This window comes from Chryseobacterium sp. CP-77 (genome assembly GCF_036362765.1).
Taxonomy (GTDB): Bacteria; Bacteroidota; Bacteroidia; order Flavobacteriales; family Weeksellaceae; genus Chryseobacterium; species Chryseobacterium cupriresistens.
This window is the reverse complement of record NZ_CP143637.1, coordinates 3,345,132-3,366,098: the sequence shown is the minus strand read 5'-3', so window position 1 is coordinate 3,366,098 and position 20,967 is coordinate 3,345,132. Positions and strand designations below refer to the sequence as shown.

The following is a 20,967-nucleotide window of genomic DNA, read 5'->3' as shown; positions in this document are numbered from 1 at the left end:
GATAAGTGATATATGATAATTGATGAATGATATTCGTCTTTAATTTAATAAATATTAATCTATTTCAGGTATCATTGATCATTAATCTTTTATCATTTATATTTATTTACTCTACTTCTTCAAAGAATTTTTTTACTTTTTCCATCAGCGACTGCCCGAAGGTCAATTTCGCTTTTCTGTTCTCTTGCTTTTCATTTTCGAAAGACTGCTGCTCCTGAACCGGGGCTGCCTGCTGAACAGGTTGAGCCGTTTCAGTCTGGGCTGCAGTAACTTCCGGTTTTGGCTGCTCTGTAACAACTTCTACAACTTCATCAATATTCTGCTTTTTGTCTCTGATCTTCAAACTCTCCATCAGTAATCCGATAGAGGTAGCAAATTCAGGGCCTTTCAGGTATTGATTTTTATCATTGGCGATATATTCATTCGCAAAACCGATTCTGCTGTCAAAACCTGTCGTATAATTGGCCAGCTGACGAAGGTGTTTCAGGTTTGAACCACCACCCGTAAGAACAATTCCGGCAATCAGTTTTTTCTTTTGTTCGAAAGCACCGTAAGCTTTCAGCTCTGTATTCACCATTTCCAAAACTTCTTCTACTCTCGCATTGATGATCTGAGCCAGAGTTTTTAAAGAAATCTCTTTGTCCGGTCTTCCGTGAAGCCCGGGAATGGTTACAAAAGTACTGTCTTTTTCCAATTCGGGAACAGCCGAACCAAACTTTACTTTCAGTTGTTCTGCATGTTTCTCTATGATGGAACAGCCTTCTTTGATATCTTCGGTAATAATTCCGCCTCCGTATGGAATCACACAGGTATGACGGATGATATTATCTTTAAAGATCGCAATATCTGTTGTACCACCACCAATGTCAACAATGGCTACACCGGCTTCTTTTTCTTCTTTTGTAAGGACAGCTTCTGAAGATGCCAATGGCTCTAAAGTAAGGGCTTCCATTTCTAATCCGGCTTCACGAACACATCTTGCAATATTTCTGATGCTGCCCATTTGCCCAACTACAACGTGGAAGTTGGCTTCTAAACGTTTTCCGTGCATTCCGACAGGTTCCTGAATTTCCCCCTCGGAATCCACTTTATATTCTTGAGGAAGTACGTGGATAATTTCTTCTCCGGGAAGCATAACCAGTTTTTTTACCTGATCTTTTAATGCTTCGATGTCGTCGTCTGTAATAAATTTGTCAGGATGTTCACGCATAATATAATCGGAGTGCTGCAGAGAACGGATGTGTTTTCCTGCAATACCTACCGTAACTTTGCGGATAGGAACTCCGGCACTGGATTGTGCTTCGGAGACTGCAGCCTTGATTGAATTAATGGTTTGTGAAATATTATTCACAATACCTTTATGAACACCAAGACTCTTAGCTTTTCCTACACCGAGAACTTCTATCTTCCCGTGTGCATTCCTTCTTCCGACAATCGCGACTATCTTCGTTGTCCCGATGTCCAGACCTACTGAATACTCTTGATTTTCCATTTTATATCGATTTGATTTTTTCTACTTTTTTATCTATAAGGATAGTTTCCTATTTGTGTATTAAATGCCCTGAAGGACTTATTCTATTTTTACTTTTGCCTTAGGCTTGGACTGCGCCTTGACGGGTGGCTTTTTCTCCGCTTTTTTGGTTTCTTTTGCTTGTCCTTTCGGTTTGGTAATCTCTTTCGGTTTTACCGAGCTGCTTTTTTTTACCGCAGCTATTTTGGGGGTTGCTTCCGTCTTTTTAGCGGCTGTTGGGGAAGGAACTTTTGCCAGTTCCATTTTCCCTGCCTTTAAAATACTGTCATTTTCTTTAAAATAAGGGTTTAAAGTAGTGACAATCTGATTCTGATATTTTACAGAAACCATGCTGTATTTCTGAGGGTCCTGATACACAAGGTATTTTTCCACAAATGTTTTAAATCCTCTTACTTTAAAATCAATATTATCAAGGTCTCCGATCTCAACTCTGTAATTTCCTTCGCTGGTCAAAAGACTGTAACTGTCTTTACTTTTAGAGATGCCGATAAAGTATTTTTTACTGAAATCATCTTTATCTATCTTTTCTACCAGTTCTGCCAGCTTTTCATATTCATCCGGCTGTACGTTTCCGGTTACCAGCATACATGGGTGCGAATAGGTTCTTGAAATTGGGAATTCAATTCCTTTTTCGTCCACATAAAAGTCTTTTCCGTCTTTGTTTAATCTGAAGACCGGAACTCTCTGTTTGATATCCAGGTTCAGTTTTCCGTTCAGGTTCAGATAAACATTGGCGCTGTCTACTGCCGGTAAGGAATTGATCTTTTTTTCTAAAGCAGGAATATTAAGATCGCCTACTTTCCCTGATGGGTTTTCTTTTTTTACAATCTCCCTGATGTCTTTTTCATCCACAAAATACACCGGTGTTTTCTCGCTCATTTTTACAGAAATCTTATTGTCCGTAATCTGCTCACGGCTGAATCTCCTCAATGAGAAGCTCAGTAACAATCCCAGGATAATTACAGTGACAACAATTTTTAATATTCTGTATTTATTTTTCATATTTTTATTTTAACGCAACGCTTGCAAAGAGTTTACTTTGTTTTTATTATTTCGTTCGCAAGGGCGTTTTACTTAGCAAGTGTTTAAATTTTATAATTTATTTACAACTCGTTTTACTCCATTTTTGAATAACACTGAATGAAAGTTCAAAATCATTCCTAGTTTTATATTTGTTATTCTTAAATAATTTAAAAGCTGAAAAAAATGATAATCATTAATTTCCTGAACTGCTTTTATTTCAATTATTACTTTGTTTTCAATTAATAAATCTACTCTGAACGCCTTAAAAATTTTTAATTCCTCATAGTTTATGTCAATGTTTTTTTGACGTTCTACATTCAATCCTCTATTTTTCAGTTCATAAACTAAGCATTCTTCATATACATTCTCATAAAGTCCAATTCCAAGGGTACGATGTATTTTCATTCCAGCATCGAAAACAATCTCTGAAATTTCATTTTCTATCATACATTTTGTGTTTTTTGTTTTAACGCTATGATCGCAAAGCAATCTTTTTATTTTTCCGTTCGCGAGGGCGTTTCACTCAGCTACGGCTATCATTTGAATAATTTATTTTTAATAAGTAAATTATTTTTTTAACATAAATCAGTTATTTTTCTCATTTGCTGAGTGAAACGCCTTTGCGAACGATTTTATATTTTTCTTCGCGAGCATTGCGTTTATACTCAAATTTTTTCAATCCACTCACAGATAGGGTCATACAGGGTATCTATATTTCCCGCACCTACAGTAAGGAGAATATCAAAATCTTTCTCTTTTATTTTTTCAAAAGCATCGGATAAAGCCGATACCTCTTTTTTATCTAATGTTACTTTCTCCAGCAGCCAGTTTGAAGTAATTCCCTCAAAATTTTCCTGCAGCTCTCTTGCAGGATAAATATCAAGAAGAATGAGTTCATCTGCCTTACTTAAGCTTTCCGCAAATCCATCTGCGAAATCTCTTGTTCTGCTGAAAAGGTGAGGCTGGAAGGTTACCAGAAGTTTTTTATCTGGATAAAACGTTCTGATTGAGCTCATTACAGCGTTGATTTCTGTAGGATGGTGAGCATAATCGTCAATATAAATTTTACCGTTTTGATAAATATGTTTGGTATATCTTCTTTTAATTCCCTTAAAATTGGCAATGGCCTTTTTCAGCGTATCAAAATCTGCGCCTAAATTATGTAGAATAGCCAGTGCTGCAGTGGCATTTTCCACATTATGGATTCCCGGAATTTCCCAGACAAAATCATTTATTGTCTCAGTTGGAGTATGGAAGTCAAAATAAATTTTATCATGTTCCATACGCAGGTTGTCTGAATAATAATCTGCGGGCTCATTGACTGCATAAGTCTGATGTCCTCTGCCAATCTCCAGACCTTTTCTTACAAAAAGTTGTTTGTCTTGAGGAACTAAAGCAGCAAACTGTCTGAAACCTTCTTCAATATGGCTCTTATCTCCGTAAATATCAAGATGGTCCGCATCTGTAGAGGTCACCACTGCCCAGTCCGGAGACAGGTTCAGGAAGCTTCTGTCATATTCATCTGCTTCTACTACGGAATAGGTGGAACCGTTGTACAGGAAGTTGGATTTAAAATTTTCAGAAATTCCTCCCAGAAAACATGAGAAAGGAAGGTTTGCTTCTTTACACAAGTGAGCCACAAGGGTAGATGTGGTGGTCTTCCCATGAGTTCCTGCAATGGCAATACAGTCTGTATTTTCAGTAATTAATCCTAAAACTTTAGCACGTTTTAAAACTTCAAACTGATTTTGATTGAAATAATCCAATATTTCAAGCGTTTTGATCGCCGGAGTATAAATTACCAACGTGTCTTCTTTCTGAAGGGATGTGATCCTTTCATCAATAAGGTCTTCAAAAACAATATCAATGCCTTCATTCATCAGATTCTGAGTAAGTTTTGTATTGGTTTTGTCGTAACCCAATACTTTTTTTCCGGACGCATTGAAATAGCGTGCCAATGCACTCATTCCGATACCTCCGATTCCGACGAAGTAAAAAGTCTGATATGTTTGTAAAATGTTCATTTATATTTTAATCTTTAACCACTCTTGAATAATCTCAGAGTTGTATTACTATATTTTGTATTATAAGGCTTTAATCGACTTGTCGAAGCCTTTCCTAATTATTTTATTATGTTAAAAATCTCGTCTACAATCTCTTTTGCAGCATTTGGCTTGGCAAAATATTTCAGATTGTCGGACATTTCTTTTCTTACATTTTCATTTTCGCAGATCTCTGACAATGTATTCCAGAATTTACCCTGCATTTCAGAGTCTTTCACCATTCTGGCTGCGTTTTTTTCAACCAGGTTCATGGCATTTTTGGTTTGATGGTCTTCCGCTGCAAATGGGAAAGGAACCAAAAGGACCGGCTTTTGTGCTACAGCCAACTCTGAAATGGCAATAGCTCCGGCTCTGGAAACAATGATATCAGCAGCAGAGTAGGCCAGTTCCATGTCTTTGATGAATTCTTTCAAATGAACAGAAGATGGAAGCTGGAGGTTGGAAGACAATTCTTTGTAATCCAACTTTCCTGTTTGCCAAATTAATTGATACCCTTTTTCTTTCAGATTCTCAATATTTTCTTTCCAGGCATTATTCAATGTTCTGGATCCTAAAGAACCTCCTACAGAAAGGATTGTAAGTTTGTCTTTATCCAGTCCCATTTTTTCTTTTGCCTGAGCAGTATCCTGCATTCCTGAAACGATGTTCTCACGAATCGGATTTCCCAGAAACTTTATTTTCTCTGTAGGAAAGCCTTCTACTTTTGGGTAGGCTGTGAAAACGGCTTTGGCTTTCTTGCTTAAAATTTTATTGGTTACCCCAGCGTGAGCATTCTGTTCCTGGATGAAAATCGGAATTCCCATTTTGCTTGCTTCATAAAGAGCAGGTCCGCTGGCAAACCCTCCGGTTCCTACTGCAAAATCAGGAGCGAAGTTTTTGATAATCTTTTTAGATTTTGATAAACTTTTCAAAATCTTGAAAGGAAGTCCCAGATTGGAAAGAAGATTCCCTCTGTCGATTCCTGCGATATCAATTCCTTCAATTTTATAGCCTGCCTGAGGAACTTTTTCCATTTCCATTTTCCCGTTGGCACCAATGAACAAAAATTCTGCATCAGGAAATCTTTTTCTGATCTCATCTGCAATGGCAATGGCAGGGAAGATATGTCCTCCTGTTCCTCCGCCGGATAATAATATTCTTAATTTTTTGTCCATTTTAAGCGATATCGTTTATTTCTGCTATACTTTGTTTTTTGCCCATTCCTTCTTCATCATAAATCTGAATCCTTGAGCTTATATTTAAAATAATACCTAACTGTAAATAGGTCACCAGCATTGAGGTTCCTCCGTAACTTATCAAAGGAAGCGGCTGTCCTGTTACCGGAATCAGATTCACAGCAACGGCTATGTTGACCGAAAGCTGGATAAAGATCATTACCCCTAGACTGAGCACGAGCAACGATCCAAAGAATGCCGGCATTTTACTGGCGATCATCACAATCCTTATCATCATGATCAGGTATAAACTGATCAGGAAGGCGGCTCCTATCACCCCGTATTCTTCTACGATAACCGCAAAAATAAAGTCGGAGGCAGATTGCGGAAGCATTTGTTTCAATGCACTTTTTCCTGGTCCCATTCCGGTAATTCCGCCGTGTACAATGGCTGCTTTGGCCTGCATTACCTGATAATTTTTTGCTTTTACGCTTTCATCATCTACATCTGCTGTTTTGGCTTTGCTTGATGTAAAGGTTTCGATACGGCTCATCCATGTGTGAACACGGTTTCCACCTATCATATTGGTATTTAAAGCAATCAATAAAAAGAACACAATGGCTACAAATGATGCGGAGATAAATCCTGCAATGTATTTCCAGTGAAGCTGTCCTATGATAAGAACCACCACGGAAACCATTAAAATCATCAATGCTGTTGAACCGTTATCTTTGGCTACCAATACAAAAACAAGCAGGATAGGCCCAAAAATATACATGATATTCTCTATCGGAAGCCTTTCCCTGGTGATCTTTTTGGTCAGATACCTGCACAAATAGATGATCAGCATTAAAAAAGCAAATGATGAAGGCTGGAAAGAGATCGGTGTTCCCGGAATTTTCAGCCATCTGGAAGCACTGGCTCCATCAATGGTTTGTCCGGTAAACATGGTGACAATCAACAGAATAATCATCAGGCCGAGCAGGATACTGCTGAGTTTTCCGATGTATTCATATTTTATAGTTCCTACCAGTCTCATAATGGCTAGTCCCAGAACTACAAAGAACATATGTTTGATAACGTGGCCTGTTGTGGTCCCGTTATTGACAATGTATTCGAGATTTGAACTTGCAGAGTATACCGGGAAAATAGAGAAAATGGAGATCACAAGGATGACCATCCAAAGTACTTTATCGCCCTTTAGAAATTCAAATCTGTTTTCTGTGTTCTGTTCGTCCATATTCAATGCTATTGGCTAATGGCTAATGGCCATTGGCATTTAATACCTGTTCTTTAAACTGGCGTCCTCTGTCTTCATAGCTTTTAAACAAGTCAAAGCTTGCGCAGCATGGAGATAATAAGACGGTATCGCCTTTTTTAGCCAGTGATTTTGAAATTCTCACGGCTTCTTCCATGCTTGAAGTATCATAAATAAGCTCTTTTTTATCTTTAAAGAAATCGATGATCTTCTTGTTATCGATTCCAAGACAAACAATTGCCTTTACTTTTCTTTTGACTAAATCTTCAATTTCGGTATAGTCATTTCCTTTATCTAATCCACCAACAATCCATACGGTTGGCGTTTTCATACTTTCTAAAGCATAGTAAGTTGCATTTACATTGGTTGCTTTACTGTCGTTGATGTATTTTACACTATCAATTTCAGTTACAAATTCCAATCTGTGTTCTACGGCCTGGAATGTCATCAATGAATGTCTGATGCTTTCATTGTTGATTTTTAAAATCTTACCGGCAATAGACGCTGCGAGGCTGTTGGCTACATTATGATTTCCCAATAGAGACAATTCTTCAACTTTCATTGCGAATTCGTCTTTTATTTTTACCACAATTTCATCATCATTCACAAAACCTCCTTCCGTTAATTTCTCTTTGGTTGAGAAAGGAATCATTTTCGCCTTTATTTCAAGCTTTTCAAGAAGATTTTTACTCATTTCATCATCCTTGTTGTAGATGAAGAAGTTATCATTCTCCTGATTTTCTGTGATTCGGAATTTGGCCAATGCATATTCTTCATAATTGTAGTTGTACTGATCCAGGTGATCCTGAGACAGATTCAACAATAAAGAAATATAAGGTCTGAAATTCTGAATATCATCCAGCTGGAAAGAGCTTACCTCCAGTACATAATATTCGTGGTTTTCATCTGCCACCTGCTTGGCAAAGCTGTATCCGATGTTTCCTCCTAAACCTACATTCAATCCGTCATTTTTCAGGATATAGTAGATCAGGGAAGTTGTGGTTGTTTTTCCGTTGCTTCCGGTAATGGCGATGATTTTGGCATCTGTAAATTCAGAAGCAAATTCAATTTCAGAGGAAAGTCTGATTCCTTTTTCATGAATTTTATTGATGATGTCTGCCTTTTTCGGAATTCCCGGGCTTTTTACGATCCAGTCAGCATTTAAAATCCTTTCTTCATCGTGGTTTCCTTCTTCAAATTCAATTTCATTTTCGGTAAGAAACTGCTTATAGTTATCCTTAATGGCTCCTTTATCTGAAAGAAATACTTCCAGACCTTTCTTTTTGGCCAAATAAGCAGCTCCGCATCCGCTTTCTCCACCTCCTAAAACAACTATTTTCATATTATAAAAGCTTTATGCTATAGGCTTTAAGCTTTATGCTTATTGCTTACAGCTTTTAATTTTTATCTCATTTTTAGTGTGATCAGACATACAATAGCCAATATTACCCCGATGATGATCATTCGGTTCACGATTTTACTTTCGTGGAATCCTTCCTTTTGATAGTGATGGTGTAATGGTGACATTTTGAAGAGTCTGTTGTTTTGGGCATATTCCAGCCCATATTTTCTTTTTCTGTATTTGAAAACAACTACCTGAAGCATTACAGACAGGTTTTCAATTAAGAAGATTCCGCATAATACAGGAATCAGCAATTCTTTTCTTAAAATGATGGCCAAAACGGCAATTACTCCTCCCAGCATCAAACTTCCAGTATCTCCCATGAAAACCTGTGCAGGATAGGTATTGTACCAGAAGAATCCAATTACGGCACCTACCATTGCCACTGCAAAAATGGTGGTTTCTCCCATATTCGGAAGGAACATGATATTCAGATAATCTGCAAAGATGATGTTCCCGGATAGATAAGCAAAAAGGGCCAGCGTGAGCAGTATAATAGCACTGGTTCCTGCTGCAAGACCATCAATTCCGTCGGTGATGTTGGCTCCATTGGAAACGGCTGTTACAATGAAGATTACAATGGGGATAAAGACAATCCATGCCCACTCATGGGCATCTTTATCATTCATCCAGAATAAAATTCCACTATAATCGAATTCATTATTTTTGGCAAAAGGAACAGTGGAAACGGTAATTTTTTCTGTAGGCATAAAGTTTTGCTCTACATTGTTCCTGTTTACCACTTTAGCATCTGCATATTTTCTTTTAACCGTAATGTCCGGGTGGAAATACATTGTAATTCCGACAATTAGTCCTAAACCAACCTGACCTACAATTTTGAATTTACCACTTAAACCGTCTTTATTTTTTTTAATTTTCTTTAAGTAATCATCAAGGAAACCAATAGCACCCATCCAGAACATAGAAACCAACAACAGCACAATGTACACATTGGTAATTCTTGTAAACAGCAATACCGGAATGATGGTTGCCAGAATAATGATAAGCCCTCCCATGGTAGGAGTTCCTTCTTTTTGTTTCTGCCCATCCAATCCCAGATCACGCACCAATTCTCCCATTTGTTTTGTTCTCAGGTAATTGATTACTCTTTTTCCGTAGACAAGAGCAATAATCAATGAGAATAGTACAGCCATTCCGGCACGGAAGGAAATGTATTTCAACATTCCTAATCCCGGAACGTGGATTCCATGGTTGGTTAGATATTCGTATAGATAGTATAGCATAGTTTCAATTGTTAATAAATGATCATTGATAATTGATGAATGATGAATGATTGAACAATTATTCTTTCAGTTATCACTTGTAATTTATTTGCTCATTAATTTCCAGAGCTCATTAATTACTTCTTTGTCGTCAAAATGATGTTTTACACCATTGATCTCCTGATAGTTTTCGTGGCCTTTTCCGGCAACTAAAACGATATCTTTAGGTTCTGCAAACTTGATGGCCATTTTTATGGCTTCTTTTCTGTCCGGAATTGAAGTGTATTTGCTGAAGTTCTGTGGTTCAACGCCTGCTTCAATTTCTTTGATGATCTGTGCAGGATCTTCTGTTCTCGGATTGTCTGAAGTGATGATTGCCAAGGTTGACTTTTTAGTGGCAATATTTCCCATTTCAGGTCTTTTGGAGTGATCTCTGTCTCCTCCGCAGCCGAATACGGTGATTAATCTTTCGTTTTTGGTTCTGATATCGTTGATGCTGTCCAGAATGTTTTCCAAAGCATCCGGAGTGTGTGCATAATCTACGATAAAGAAAATTCCACCATCGGATTTGAAGGTTTCAAATCTTCCGGAAACTCTTTTTAATTTGCTGATAGCCTGAAGAATTTCGTCCTGCTCAAATCCGAGTTCAGCAGCAATTCCGAAGACAAGCAGTAAATTATATACATTGAATTTCCCGGTTAATGTCGTCCAGAATTCTTTTCCGTTGAAGTTCAACAGCATTCCGTTGAAATCCACTTCCAATAATTTTCCGTGATAGTCTGCCATGGTTTTCAAAGCGTAAGACTTCTTTTTAGCCTTGGTGTTCTGAAGCATGACATTCCCGTTTTTGTCATCCACATTGGTGATGGCAATGGCTGTATCTTCTAACTGGTCGAAGAATCTTTTCTTTGTTTTTAAATATTCTTCGAACGTTTTATGATAATCTAAATGATCATGAGTAAGGTTGGTGAAACCTGCTATTTTGAAGTGTAATCCTTCAATTCTGTTTTGGGCGATTCCGTGTGAGCTTACTTCCATGAAAGCAAATTCACATCCTTTTTCTACAGCTTCCGCTAAAATCCTGTTGATGGTAATCACATCAGGAGTGGTGTGGGTAGACGGAATAACCTCTTCACCAATTCTGATTTCAACAGTAGAAAGTAAAGCGGCCGGATATCCAAGGTTTTTAAAAACATCAAAAAGAAGGGTCGAAACGGATGTTTTTCCGTTAGTTCCTGTAACTCCTATCAGTTTTAATTTCTGAGAAGGATTTCCATAAAAGTTTGAAGCAAGATGACCAAGGGCTTTAGAAGAATCTTTTACCTGAACATAGGTTACATTTTCCACCAATGTTTCAGGGAATTCTTCGCAAACAATTGCGGCAGCTCCTTTTTCAATAGCAGAGGCAATGAATGAATGTCCATCCACTACTGTTCCTCTCATGGCAATATAAAGAGAGTTTTCTGTAACCTTTCTGCTGTCGATCACCAATTCGGTTACCTCACGGTTGCTATCGCCGTGGATTTCCAGTACTGGGATTCTGTTTACTAATTCTGTTATAATCATCTTTATCAATAAGGTCTTGCCTTATTTTGGTTTAAATGGTTCTTCCGAAACCTTGTTTTAATTTTGCAGAGATAAATAAATTCTCTGGTTTTTACTTATCGTGGTGCCTTCCAGAGGGAATTGTTCTTTGATTCTTCCTACTCCTTTATAATCGACACGGTAGCCTAAGTTTTCCAACTGCGGGATTACATTTTTCCCGATTAATCCTACCACATTAGGCATTTGTTTATCATTGACTGCTACTTTGACATTAGGCTCTACCATTTTGCTAAGGTTTACCTTTTTGTCTACAAGCATTTCTTTTTCAATATTCTGAGGCGTTTTCAGGAATGTTTTTCCTGCAATTTCCTTAAACACCGGCGCTGAAACGGAACCTCCATAAAATCCTTTTGCGGTATTGGGTTCACTGATCATGACATAGCAAGTATATTTTGGGGCATCAGCCGGATAGAATCCTGCAAATGATGCACGGTACTTCATTGGGCCAGGCAGCCAGTATTCAAATCTTGCGGTACCTGTTTTTCCTGCCATTTTCAGGTTGGGAGTAAAGATGCTTCGTCCAGTTCCTTTTTCTACTGCTTTGGTTAATGCACTGGTCATCATTTTAATAGCTTTTTCAGAAGCCATTTTGTTTACCATTACTTCAGGTTTTGCACTGTACATCACTTTTCCGTCTTTCATGATTTTATCAATGAATAAGGGCTTAAGCATTTTTCCTCCATTGGCAACACCGTTGTAGAAGGTTGTCAGCTGCAGCAGGTTGATGTTGGAAGAATATCCGTAAGAAATAGAAGCCAGTGTTGCGGCATTCCATCTTTTATTTTGTGGTGTCACGATCTTCGGTTTTGTGATTCCCGGAAGCTCGATATCCATTTTATCGAATAATTTCCAACGTTTCAGGTGATCAAGGAAAATCTGTGGCTTTTCAGCATAATACTTTGTGATCAGTTTGGCTGTTCCTACGTTACTGGACTTCGCCAACACATCACTGATATCATATGTTCCTCCTCCGTGTCCGTCAGAGATTCTCTGTTTTGCATAGACCCAAACTCCGTTTCCTACATTTACTGTTGTATTTTCATCAATAAATCCGTCATCCATTGCTGCCAAAAGAGAAATGGTTTTAAAAGTAGATCCCGGTTCGATATTATCTTTCAGGGCATAATTGTAAGAGTCTTCATAATCTCCTGATTCTGTTCTTCTTAAATTAACAAGAGCACGTACTTTTCCGGTTTCCACTTCCATGACAATTACGGTGCCGTGTTTGGCTTCGAAATTAATCAGCTGTTTCTCAAGGGCAGAGTGTGCAATGTCCTGAATTCTAAGGTCTAAAGTCGTATAAACATCCTCGCCGTCTACCGGTTCCTGAACCTTCCAGAAGTCGATAGGTTTCCACTGGGAAGAATTGATTCTTTGTTCGAGTCTTTTGCCGTCTGTCCCGGTTAAATATTTTGAGAAAGCACCTTCCAGCCCGGATTTAAGTTCTCCGTTGTCCATACCGATGGTTCCGGCTCCGATTTCTGATGTTGCTAACTCTCTTTTATAGTTTCTGTCAACGATAAATCCTCCTTTATTTTTACCTTTTTTGAAGATCGGGAACTTTCGGATTCTGTCATATTGATCAAAATCAAGTCCTTTCACCAAAGTGTAATACTGGTTTTTCTTTTTCTTCTGCTCGTCAAACTTCTGTCTGAATTCACTTCTTGGTTTTCCGAACATTTTGCTCAGAGAATCAGTAAGCGCTCCGATGTTGTTGGAGTACACCGTATCTTTCATTGTCTTGAAGTCAAGATAGATGTCATATCTCATTACCGTGGTGGCAAGGATAGAGCCGTCAGAGGCAAAAAGGTTTCCGCGGGCCGCTTTTAAAGTAGCTTCACGATAGTTTTTATTAATGTAATCATCTTTTATTTCCTGGACATTGGTATTCTGAAGGATGACAATCCTCGCCAAGAACATGACAAACACGCACAAAGCTACCACTGCAAAGAGGTAGCCCCATCGTAACGTTTTCTTACGTTTATTGTCGTATTCATTTTGCTTTTGCATCTGTACTATCCAGTTTTATTAGCAATTTGTGAGGGTGGTTTTCCAGGGTCATCAATGAATCCCGTGCAACCTCTTTCCCCAGCTCTGATTCCATTTTTACTTTGATCAGCTTACTTTGGGCGTAAGCGTTTCGTGATTTGTATTCTTCCGTTTCTTCCTTTAAGGCGTTTACAATTTTTATTTTTTTATTGACGAGATGGTTGGTATAAATCATGGCCATCATCAGAACAAACAAGAGGAGAAAATACTTGTAATGTATTTTGATCTCATCACGATTCAGAAAGTTTCCTTTTATAATGTCTATAAAAGTGAGTCTTTTCTGAGGGCGATTTGTTGTTCTTTTTGCCAATTTATTATGTCAATTTGCTTCGCAGTGAATTTACTTCGTGTCAATAGTCAATTTTATTTTGCCAAAAGATTCACGATTCACTCATTCACATTTATACTTTAATTCCCGTTCTCATCTTGGCACTTCTTGCTCTTGAGTTTTCTTCAATCTCCTTTTCATCAGGAATGATCGCTTTACTCTTGATCAGTTCAAATGCCTTTTTATAATTTCCGTAGATATCTCTTTCCGGTTCTCCTTCGAACATTCCGTTTTTCAAAAATCTCTTTACCAGACGGTCTTCCAGAGAGTGGTAAGAAATAACCACTAATCTTCCTTCCGGTTTCAACACATTAAAAGCCTGAACCAACATTTCTTTCAATACTTCAAGCTCCTGGTTGACTTCAATTCTTACTGCCTGGAAAAGCTGGGCATAGAACTTATTCACTTTGTGAGGCGGTATGTAGCTGAACAATTTTTTCAGATCTTCCGTGGTTTCTATACTTTTTGTTTTTCTGTGGTGAACAATCTCTCTCGCCAGCTTTCTTGCTTCTCTCAATTCTCCGTAGTGGTAAAAAATGTCTGCAAGTTCTTCTTCCTCATATTCATTAATCACTCTTTTAGCATCAAGATTCTGCATCACATTCATTCTCATATCCAAAGGAGCATTACTTCTTGTGGAGAAACCCCTGTCTGCTTCATCAAACTGATGCGAAGACACGCCTAAGTCTGCCAAAACACCATCCACCTGTGAGATGCCATACATCAGCAAAGAGTTTTCCAAAAATCTGAAATTCTGATTCACTAATGTAAACCTTGGGTCATCAATTGTATTTTTAAGTGCATCCAGATCCTGATCAAAGCTGAACAATCTCCCTTTATCGGAAAGTCTGCTCAGGATTTCTCTTGAGTGGCCTCCGCCTCCAAAGGTGCAGTCCACATATATTCCGTCAGGATTCGTCACCAAATCATCAACACTCTGCTTCAACAAAACGGGGTTATGATACATGCTTAATTGTGTTTTTTATTTACTACTAATCAATTAATAACCTACTGCTATTATTCTTCATCGAAAGAGCCCATCACATCTTCGGCAAGGCTTGCAAAATCAGCTTCGTTGGTGGCAATTACCTTTTCATAGGCTTCTTTATCCCAAATCTCAAAGAGTTCTCCTGCACTGGTGATCACAATATCTTTCTGAAGATTTGCGAAAACCGTCAGGTCTTTCGAGATCTGTAATCGTCCTGCATTATCCAACTCTACTGTTTTTACTCCTGCCGTAAACATTCGTATGAAATCAGCATTCTTTTTTATGAATCTGTTCAGTTTATTAATTTTACCCATCAGTTTGTCCCATGCATTCATAGGATAAACTTCCAGACAAGGTTGGAACACAGATCTTTTGACTACAAACGCCTTATCGTCGAAGTTTTCCATCTGTTTGATTAAAGATGAAGGAACTTTTAAGCGGCCTTTGTCGTCAATTTTACACTCATATGTCCCAATGAAATTTTTCATTTGGGACAAATTTATATAATAATTTCCAAAATTTCCCACTTTTTCCCACTTTTTGACTCAATGTTAATAAGTTTTATTAAAGATTGAATTTCAATAATGTAAAATACTGATATGAAGAGACTTGTTGAAAGTGTTATTTAAGCCATAATAAAGAGGTTCTGAAAAAAAAAGTTAAAAAGGAGAATATTATATTATTTTTATCTTAAATTAGGATTATCAAAATTTTTTTGAGGTTTAATTTGTATTTTTGCAGGGCTTTATTAAGGCGTTTTATGATATTTAGTACAAAAAAAGAAAAGAAATATTCCTATGTAGAAGCGGGAGAAGGACATCCATTAGTGCTGTTGCACGGGTTAATGGGTGGTTTGAGTAATTTCGATAAAATGGTAGATTTTTTTTCGGATAGAGGCTTTAAAGTATATGTTCCTCAGCTGCCGATCTATGATCTGCCAGTACTCAATACGAATCTTACCACGATTGCAAAATATATTATCAAGTTTATAGAAAGTCATATTTCCGGTCCCGTAACTATTGTAGGAAACTCAATGGGTGGGCATGTAGGACTTATTTTGACTTTGGCAAGACCTGATCTGGTTAAGAATCTTGTTCTTACTGGAAGCTCCGGTCTTTATGAAAGAACTTTCGGAGACAGCTTTCCAAGAAAAAATGACCGTTCTTATATCAGAAAGAAAACGGAAGAAGTTTTCTATGATCCAAAGGTGGCCACAGAAGATCTTGTAGATGAAGTTTTTGCAGTCGTTAATGACAGAATGAAGGGAATAAAGACAGTAATGCTGGCAAGAAGTGCCATCAAACACAACATGCTGAATGATCTTCCGAAGATTGTGACACCTACCTGTCTGATCTGGGGTAAACAGGATAATGTTACTCCACCTGAAGTGGCAGAAGATATGCACAAGTTTATTCCGAATTCCGATTTATTCTGGATTGACAAATGCGGCCATGCTGCCATGATGGAAAAACCGGATGAGTTCAATGAAATCCTGTACAACTGGATAAAAGATAAAGTTTAAAACATATAATGACCATTAAGAGCTTTTCTTAATGGTTTATTTTTCTAAAATACATTCAAAAATGATTATCAAAACAGCAGAGTTTGTAAAGAGCAGTGGAAAATGGCAGGAATGCCCTGAACCCAATATTCCCGAATATGCTTTTATCGGAAGGTCGAACGTAGGAAAGTCATCACTGATCAATGCCATGATGAATCATAAAGATCTGGCCAAGACATCGCAGACTCCCGGGAAAACCCAGCTGATCAATCATTTTTTAGTGAACGAAAACTGGTATCTTACCGATTTACCCGGATATGGTTATGCAAAAGTTTCAAAAGTTCAGCGAAAGGATTTTGAAAAGCTGATCACCAATTATATTCTGAACAGGAGAAATCTGGTCAACCTTTTTGTATTGGTAGATGTAAGGCATACTCCGCAGAAAATTGATCTGGAATTTATCCAGTGGTGTGGTGAAAGCGGAATACCATTTTCCATTGTCTTCACAAAGGCAGATAAGCTGAAACCGAATGCTGTTATCAAAAATGTTGAAGACTATAAAGCTGAACTTCATAAAACGTGGGAAGATCTTCCCGAATTGTATATCACCTCAGCAGAAAAGAAAGAAGGAGGAGATAAAATTCTTGACTTTATCCAAAAGACCAATGAGTTTTTAACTAATAATAATATAAGTTTTGATGAGTAATATGATCTGGAAAATCAAAACATTTGAGGAGTTTACTGTTCCGGAATTATATGCAGTACTGAAAGCTCGTATTGATGTTTTCGTTATCGAGCAAAATTGTCCTTATCCTGATCTGGATAATTATGACCAGAAAGCCGTTCATATCTGGGCTGAAGAAGAGGGACAGATATTGGCCTACTGCCGGATTTTTGATAAAGGGATAAAATATGATGAAACTTCTATCGGAAGGGTTCTGACCACAGAGCTGGCGAGAGGTAAAAGTCTGGGTAAGCAGTTGATACAATATGCCGTAGAAACTATAGAAAACCGTTTTCACACTTCTGAAATCAAAATATCCGCACAGGATTATCTTTTAAAATTTTACAGCGGATTCGGATTTGTAGATACGGGGAAAAAATATCTGGAAGATGATATTCCGCATACGGAAATGATAAGAAAATAGAAAAGCGAAGAAATGTATTCTTCGCTTTTTAATTAAATATATTGAGTGTGTTTTTATTTTCCTGCAATTGCTTTTAAAATAATAGGCTCCAAATTGGAAGGAAGATCAGCAGATTTGATCTGACAGTTTTTAATTTTCATTTCTTTAAACCAATTTTCCCAATATTCTTTAATAACAGCTTCTTCGAAAGGATTTCCTTTTTCGGGATTGATTCCCAAAACAATGACTTCGAGATTACTCAGGTTTTCATTTGCTTTTACAAATCCATAGCCGTTTTTTTCAATAGCATCTTTAAAACCAGATGTTGTTAGGTTGTTGGCTTTTATAAGTTTGGTTGTTAAATAGGAAGTTTTATATGAATTTTCTTTTTTTTCTTCAAACTTGGTATTTTGATGATACATATAACCATCTGTCAGAATGAACAGAATGTTTCTTTTATCTTGTTTGATACAATAATCATTAACTTTGTTTTTAAAGAATTCCCAGATATCCGAACCGACATATTTGCCGTCTTTTATAGCTGACTGATAAATGTTTATAGGTAATTCTGAGTATTTTTTATCAACAGAATCAAAATAGCTCTTTGGAATATCTTTATTAAAAGAAATTTTCAACTCTTTTGTGAAATCATTTATTTTTGGGTCTGAAGGCTCAGGATTAAAGAAAACTTGCATCTGATCGTCATAAGTGATGATCTTTTTTGATTTAACATGATTTAAAAATCCTTTTTCAATGGTTTTAATATACTCTGTATCCCGTTGAAAATATTGCATTGTAGGATTAGGGTTGGTTGCAGGATCAATTCTGTCTGAAAGATCAATCAGGATGCTGAGATTGATATTGTTTGAATCAACAACAATAGTATCTTTCTTTTCTATCTCTGTTCCGTCATCTTTACCTTTACAGCAAGAAGCCAAAGAAATAATGAATAATAAATAGAATATCTTTTTCATAATTTTCAGTTATAAAGATGATAAGTACACTAAATTCTGATTGTCGGAATTAGCACCTACGGTTTCTAAATTGGTATTGTAGGTGACAATACAGTCGTCAATCATTGTTTGTTTTTCCGTTCTTGAAACGGCTATTTTTTCACCGATAAAAGTGATCCAGCCCTGAACATATTCCGAAGCATACAGTTTGTAATCTTTGGTTGGAATGATGACTCCGTCGATAATATTCTGAAGCTCTTCGATTCTTCCTCGTGTCTTGATAACGGTTTCTTTTATCGTTCCGATACTGGCAAGGATTTCTTCAATTTCTTTTTTCAAAACATTAATCTTTTCCTGAAAGAATTCGACTTTTTTCTGTCTGATTTCCTGTTCGTTTTTAATCTTATCCTTTTCACGATGTTCTTTCATTACAAAATCAAAAACCAGCCCCCAAATAATGTAAACAATAAATCCGGCAAAAATAATTCCCCAAAACTGAATTTTGGTAAAAGCAATCTTAAGATCAAAAGATGGAGAATTAAAGGTTCTGTTTAATTCATATAATTTTGATTCAATTTCGTAGGCTAAAATGCAATCAAAAATAAATGTTACAATAAATAATAATCCAAGCTTGATATAGTTGGCTCTCGTTTTATTCTCCCAGAACATATGAATTAAATAACCTAATCCAAGAAATACAAACGGAATAAGAGTAACAAAAGCACCTTCAATAACTCCTTCGTTCCATGCCTTACTGAAAGCTTGGGCATCTAAAACACTTTGAATTATAGTACTTTTAGCATCGAAACTTTTAAAGAAAGCTGAATATGATGTTGATATATAAAATGTTGTTAAATATAGAGTAATGGGAATCAAAAGAATCAGGCCGATCCAGAATTTTGCAGATGCACCTCTTGTAGCTTTTACATTATATTTTTCCGGGTTTCTGGGAAGATCGAGGATCTCAGCTTTTAATGTTTCAATGGTATGCTGATGATTCTCAATTTCTGTGCTCTTGTTTTTTAATTGTTCCTCTTTGGTCTCCTGTGAAACGAATAAAGCTTTGATTTCAGTTTCCCGGTTTTTCTGTTCGTTTACATAGGATTCTTTCAGATTTTTCTGCTTTTCAACCATTTCTTTTTCTTCATTCTGAAATTTTGAATAAACGGCATCCAGACAAATGGATAGGGTAGAGTGGTTTCCATTGGTTCGCGAACTGTCTCTGTATCCTGCTTCATGATAGGTTCTTTTCCGGGTTTCTTCCATAGATTCATTGTCCGGGTTGTTATTGTTTTGAGGAAACGGTTCCGGTGTTGGTTCTATCGGAACGGATTTGAGTTTGAATAAATTTTTTATGCTGGTGGTATCCATGATGTGTTAGTTTTTTAATTCATATAAAATTTCGCTTTTATTCTTGCCAATTTTTATGGCTTCAATGAGGTAATCTACAATAGCTGTTGTATTTTCTTCAAGAAATCCAAACATCAGAACATATTTTTGCATGGCAGAATATTCATTCGGAGAAACGACTCCGTCGGCCCAGATCATGACGGTGAGGTCATACAGATAATCAACTTTTTCTTCGATCGTTTTGGGTATCAATGATTTTAAATTGATAGGATTTAAGAGTATGTCGTCTAAATTTTTTGATGAAATTCCTCTTTCTTCTGCACATTTATAAAGCATTTTCAGCTCTAATGCACTGAAATCGTCATCACAGATTGCCATTTGATAGAGTCTTAGAAAGTGAGCTTTGAGGCTTTCTGTTATTTGATTGTTTTCCATGATGGTTATTCTTGTCTTATTTTTTAGGATTAATAATTCTGTCTCTGGAAACAGTTCTTTGGTGTATGGGAGGTAAGTGCTCTGAGGTTTCTTCGATAATTTCTTTTTCTTCTTTTTTTTGTTCTTTTCTTTCTATGAAATTGATCAGCAGAAATAAAATTCCCGTTATAATATCAATCGGGATCCAAATGTTTTTCCGATACAGATAAATCGGGAAAACGGGATTGAAAAGAATGAGAATGATTAGAAATAGTATACTGAAATAATGTTGTTTAGAGCTCAGCGTATTGTATAAAACCCATAAAGCTCCAATGGAAATAATAATTCTAAGGAAAGTATAATATTCTATAGGAAGTTTGAAAATACCAGCGAAACAGCATAACGCACAGAAGGTGAGAAATGGTTTCATTTTTTTGATTATTTTAGATCGTTATTAAAAACATAACCTTCTTTTCCTCTTGATTTAACCTTTACTTTGTACCAAGATCCTTCTGTTGACAACTTTATCAGTTTAGTATCTTTAGGGACTATCGCTATTATTCTGGATTTAGATGTGGGCTTTTCAAAAATATTTATGGTTTTAATTTCTGCAATATTTCTATTATTGGAATTAATATTGACATTAACTTTGTCAATATATACCTTTGGGGGCTTACTTGATTTTGCTTTGGTGGATTTATAAGAATCAGAAGGTTTGTATTTTCCAGACTTACTTTTTTTACTGGAATTACCCGATGAAGAGCTTCTTCCGGAAGAACCTCCTCCACAAACGCCGCACGTTCCACCACCACTGCAGTGCCCGCATCTTGAGCAATTTGAACAGGCTGTACAATAGGAAGAACCTGTACATCTTCCACCATGTCCTACATTGTCATTGGCTTTAAAACAGGAATTTAAAATAAATATACTGAAGGTAAGTATGATGAACGAGATTAGTTTTTTCATGTCTAGAATATTAATAGTTAATTGATTTTATC

21 protein-coding genes are annotated in these 20,967 nt (G+C 36.8%); 3 read left to right on the top strand and 18 right to left on the bottom strand.

Annotation, left to right across the window (positions count from 1 at the left end; genetic code table 11):
- Positions 1–106: 106 nt before the first annotated feature.
- The 13 genes from ftsA to mraZ all read right to left on the bottom strand — a co-directional run bounded on the left by ftsA (position 107) and on the right by mraZ (position 15,112).
- Complete coding sequence (gene ftsA, locus V0410_RS14925; RefSeq protein WP_110011294.1) at positions 107–1,492, bottom strand: cell division protein FtsA; 1,386 nt, start codon at positions 1,490–1,492, stop codon at positions 107–109.
- Positions 1,493–1,570: 78 nt separating this feature from the next.
- Positions 1,571–2,533: a cell division protein FtsQ/DivIB gene (locus V0410_RS14920; RefSeq protein WP_330744696.1), complete on the bottom strand. Its 963-nt coding sequence runs from the start codon at positions 2,531–2,533 to the stop codon at positions 1,571–1,573.
- 90 nt (positions 2,534–2,623) lie between these two features.
- Positions 2,624–3,001 carry a GxxExxY protein gene (locus V0410_RS14915; RefSeq protein WP_330744695.1) on the bottom strand — a complete coding sequence of 126 codons (378 nt, stop codon included), beginning with the start codon at positions 2,999–3,001 and terminating at the stop codon, positions 2,624–2,626.
- Between the two features lie 218 nt (positions 3,002–3,219).
- Entirely contained in the window at positions 3,220–4,578 is a 1,359-nt protein-coding gene (gene murC, locus V0410_RS14910; protein ID WP_330744694.1) for a UDP-N-acetylmuramate--L-alanine ligase, read from the bottom strand.
- 98 nt (positions 4,579–4,676) lie between these two features.
- Positions 4,677–5,771, bottom strand: a complete 1,095-nt coding sequence (gene murG / locus V0410_RS14905; protein ID WP_330744693.1) for an undecaprenyldiphospho-muramoylpentapeptide beta-N-acetylglucosaminyltransferase — start codon at positions 5,769–5,771, stop codon at positions 4,677–4,679.
- 1 nt (position 5,772) lies between these two features.
- Positions 5,773–7,011, bottom strand: coding sequence for an FtsW/RodA/SpoVE family cell cycle protein (locus tag V0410_RS14900; RefSeq protein WP_202842300.1), 1,239 nt, complete (start codon positions 7,009–7,011; stop codon positions 5,773–5,775).
- Positions 7,012–7,033: 22 nt separating this feature from the next.
- Positions 7,034–8,371: a UDP-N-acetylmuramoyl-L-alanine--D-glutamate ligase gene (murD, locus tag V0410_RS14895; protein ID WP_330744692.1), complete on the bottom strand. Its 1,338-nt coding sequence runs from the start codon at positions 8,369–8,371 to the stop codon at positions 7,034–7,036.
- A gap of 62 nt (positions 8,372–8,433) precedes the next feature.
- Positions 8,434–9,675, bottom strand: a complete 1,242-nt coding sequence (gene mraY, locus V0410_RS14890; protein ID WP_114819545.1) for a phospho-N-acetylmuramoyl-pentapeptide-transferase — start codon at positions 9,673–9,675, stop codon at positions 8,434–8,436.
- A gap of 84 nt (positions 9,676–9,759) precedes the next feature.
- The gene (locus tag V0410_RS14885) at positions 9,760–11,220 is read right to left on the bottom strand and encodes a UDP-N-acetylmuramoyl-L-alanyl-D-glutamate--2,6-diaminopimelate ligase (RefSeq protein WP_330744691.1); all 1,461 of its coding nucleotides are present in this window, start codon (positions 11,218–11,220) and stop codon (positions 9,760–9,762) included.
- A 57-nt stretch (positions 11,221–11,277) separates the two neighbouring features.
- Positions 11,278–13,269 carry a penicillin-binding transpeptidase domain-containing protein gene (locus V0410_RS14880; RefSeq protein WP_330744690.1) on the bottom strand — a complete coding sequence of 664 codons (1,992 nt, stop codon included), beginning with the start codon at positions 13,267–13,269 and terminating at the stop codon, positions 11,278–11,280.
- Positions 13,253–13,618: an FtsL-like putative cell division protein gene (locus V0410_RS14875; RefSeq protein WP_002981890.1), complete on the bottom strand. Its 366-nt coding sequence runs from the start codon at positions 13,616–13,618 to the stop codon at positions 13,253–13,255. Before V0410_RS14875 ends, V0410_RS14880 begins: the two co-directional genes overlap by 17 nt.
- Before the next feature lie 91 nt (positions 13,619–13,709).
- Positions 13,710–14,603, bottom strand: a complete 894-nt coding sequence (rsmH, locus tag V0410_RS14870; RefSeq protein ID WP_202842308.1) for a 16S rRNA (cytosine(1402)-N(4))-methyltransferase RsmH — start codon at positions 14,601–14,603, stop codon at positions 13,710–13,712.
- 50 nt (positions 14,604–14,653) lie between these two features.
- On the bottom strand, positions 14,654–15,112 hold the full coding sequence (gene mraZ, locus V0410_RS14865) for a division/cell wall cluster transcriptional repressor MraZ (RefSeq protein ID WP_110011282.1): 459 nt from the start codon (positions 15,110–15,112) through the stop codon (positions 14,654–14,656).
- Between the two features lie 272 nt (positions 15,113–15,384).
- On the opposite strand from mraZ, the gene V0410_RS14860 reads away from it, so the two are divergent.
- The 3 genes from V0410_RS14860 to V0410_RS14850 all read left to right on the top strand — a co-directional run bounded on the left by V0410_RS14860 (position 15,385) and on the right by V0410_RS14850 (position 17,273).
- A complete protein-coding gene (locus V0410_RS14860) occupies positions 15,385–16,146 on the top strand; it encodes an alpha/beta fold hydrolase (protein WP_047426276.1) in 762 nt (253 codons plus the stop codon).
- 61 nt (positions 16,147–16,207) lie between these two features.
- The gene (yihA, locus tag V0410_RS14855) at positions 16,208–16,831 is read left to right on the top strand and encodes a ribosome biogenesis GTP-binding protein YihA/YsxC (protein ID WP_202842310.1); all 624 of its coding nucleotides are present in this window, start codon (positions 16,208–16,210) and stop codon (positions 16,829–16,831) included.
- Positions 16,824–17,273 (top strand): GNAT family N-acetyltransferase, encoded by a 450-nt coding sequence (locus tag V0410_RS14850; protein WP_330744689.1) that lies wholly within the window; start codon positions 16,824–16,826, stop codon positions 17,271–17,273. The genes yihA and V0410_RS14850 overlap by 8 nt, the downstream gene beginning before the upstream one ends.
- A 53-nt stretch (positions 17,274–17,326) precedes the next feature.
- Here V0410_RS14850 and V0410_RS14845 read toward each other — a convergent pair whose 3' ends face one another.
- From V0410_RS14845 to V0410_RS14825, 5 genes are read right to left on the bottom strand one after another with little or no spacing between them, the layout of a single operon-like run.
- Positions 17,327–18,226: a hypothetical protein gene (locus V0410_RS14845; protein ID WP_330744688.1), complete on the bottom strand. Its 900-nt coding sequence runs from the start codon at positions 18,224–18,226 to the stop codon at positions 17,327–17,329.
- A 9-nt stretch (positions 18,227–18,235) separates the two neighbouring features.
- Positions 18,236–19,576 carry a beta-carotene 15,15'-monooxygenase gene (locus tag V0410_RS14840; RefSeq protein WP_330744687.1) on the bottom strand — a complete coding sequence of 447 codons (1,341 nt, stop codon included), beginning with the start codon at positions 19,574–19,576 and terminating at the stop codon, positions 18,236–18,238.
- Between the two features lie 6 nt (positions 19,577–19,582).
- The gene (locus V0410_RS14835; RefSeq protein ID WP_311228463.1) at positions 19,583–19,990 is read right to left on the bottom strand and encodes a hypothetical protein; all 408 of its coding nucleotides are present in this window, start codon (positions 19,988–19,990) and stop codon (positions 19,583–19,585) included.
- 16 nt (positions 19,991–20,006) lie between these two features.
- Positions 20,007–20,399 carry a DUF6804 family protein gene (locus V0410_RS14830; protein WP_330744686.1) on the bottom strand — a complete coding sequence of 131 codons (393 nt, stop codon included), beginning with the start codon at positions 20,397–20,399 and terminating at the stop codon, positions 20,007–20,009.
- A gap of 8 nt (positions 20,400–20,407) precedes the next feature.
- Positions 20,408–20,935 carry an SH3 domain-containing protein gene (locus tag V0410_RS14825; protein ID WP_216443647.1) on the bottom strand — a complete coding sequence of 176 codons (528 nt, stop codon included), beginning with the start codon at positions 20,933–20,935 and terminating at the stop codon, positions 20,408–20,410.
- Positions 20,936–20,967 lie beyond the last annotated feature (32 nt).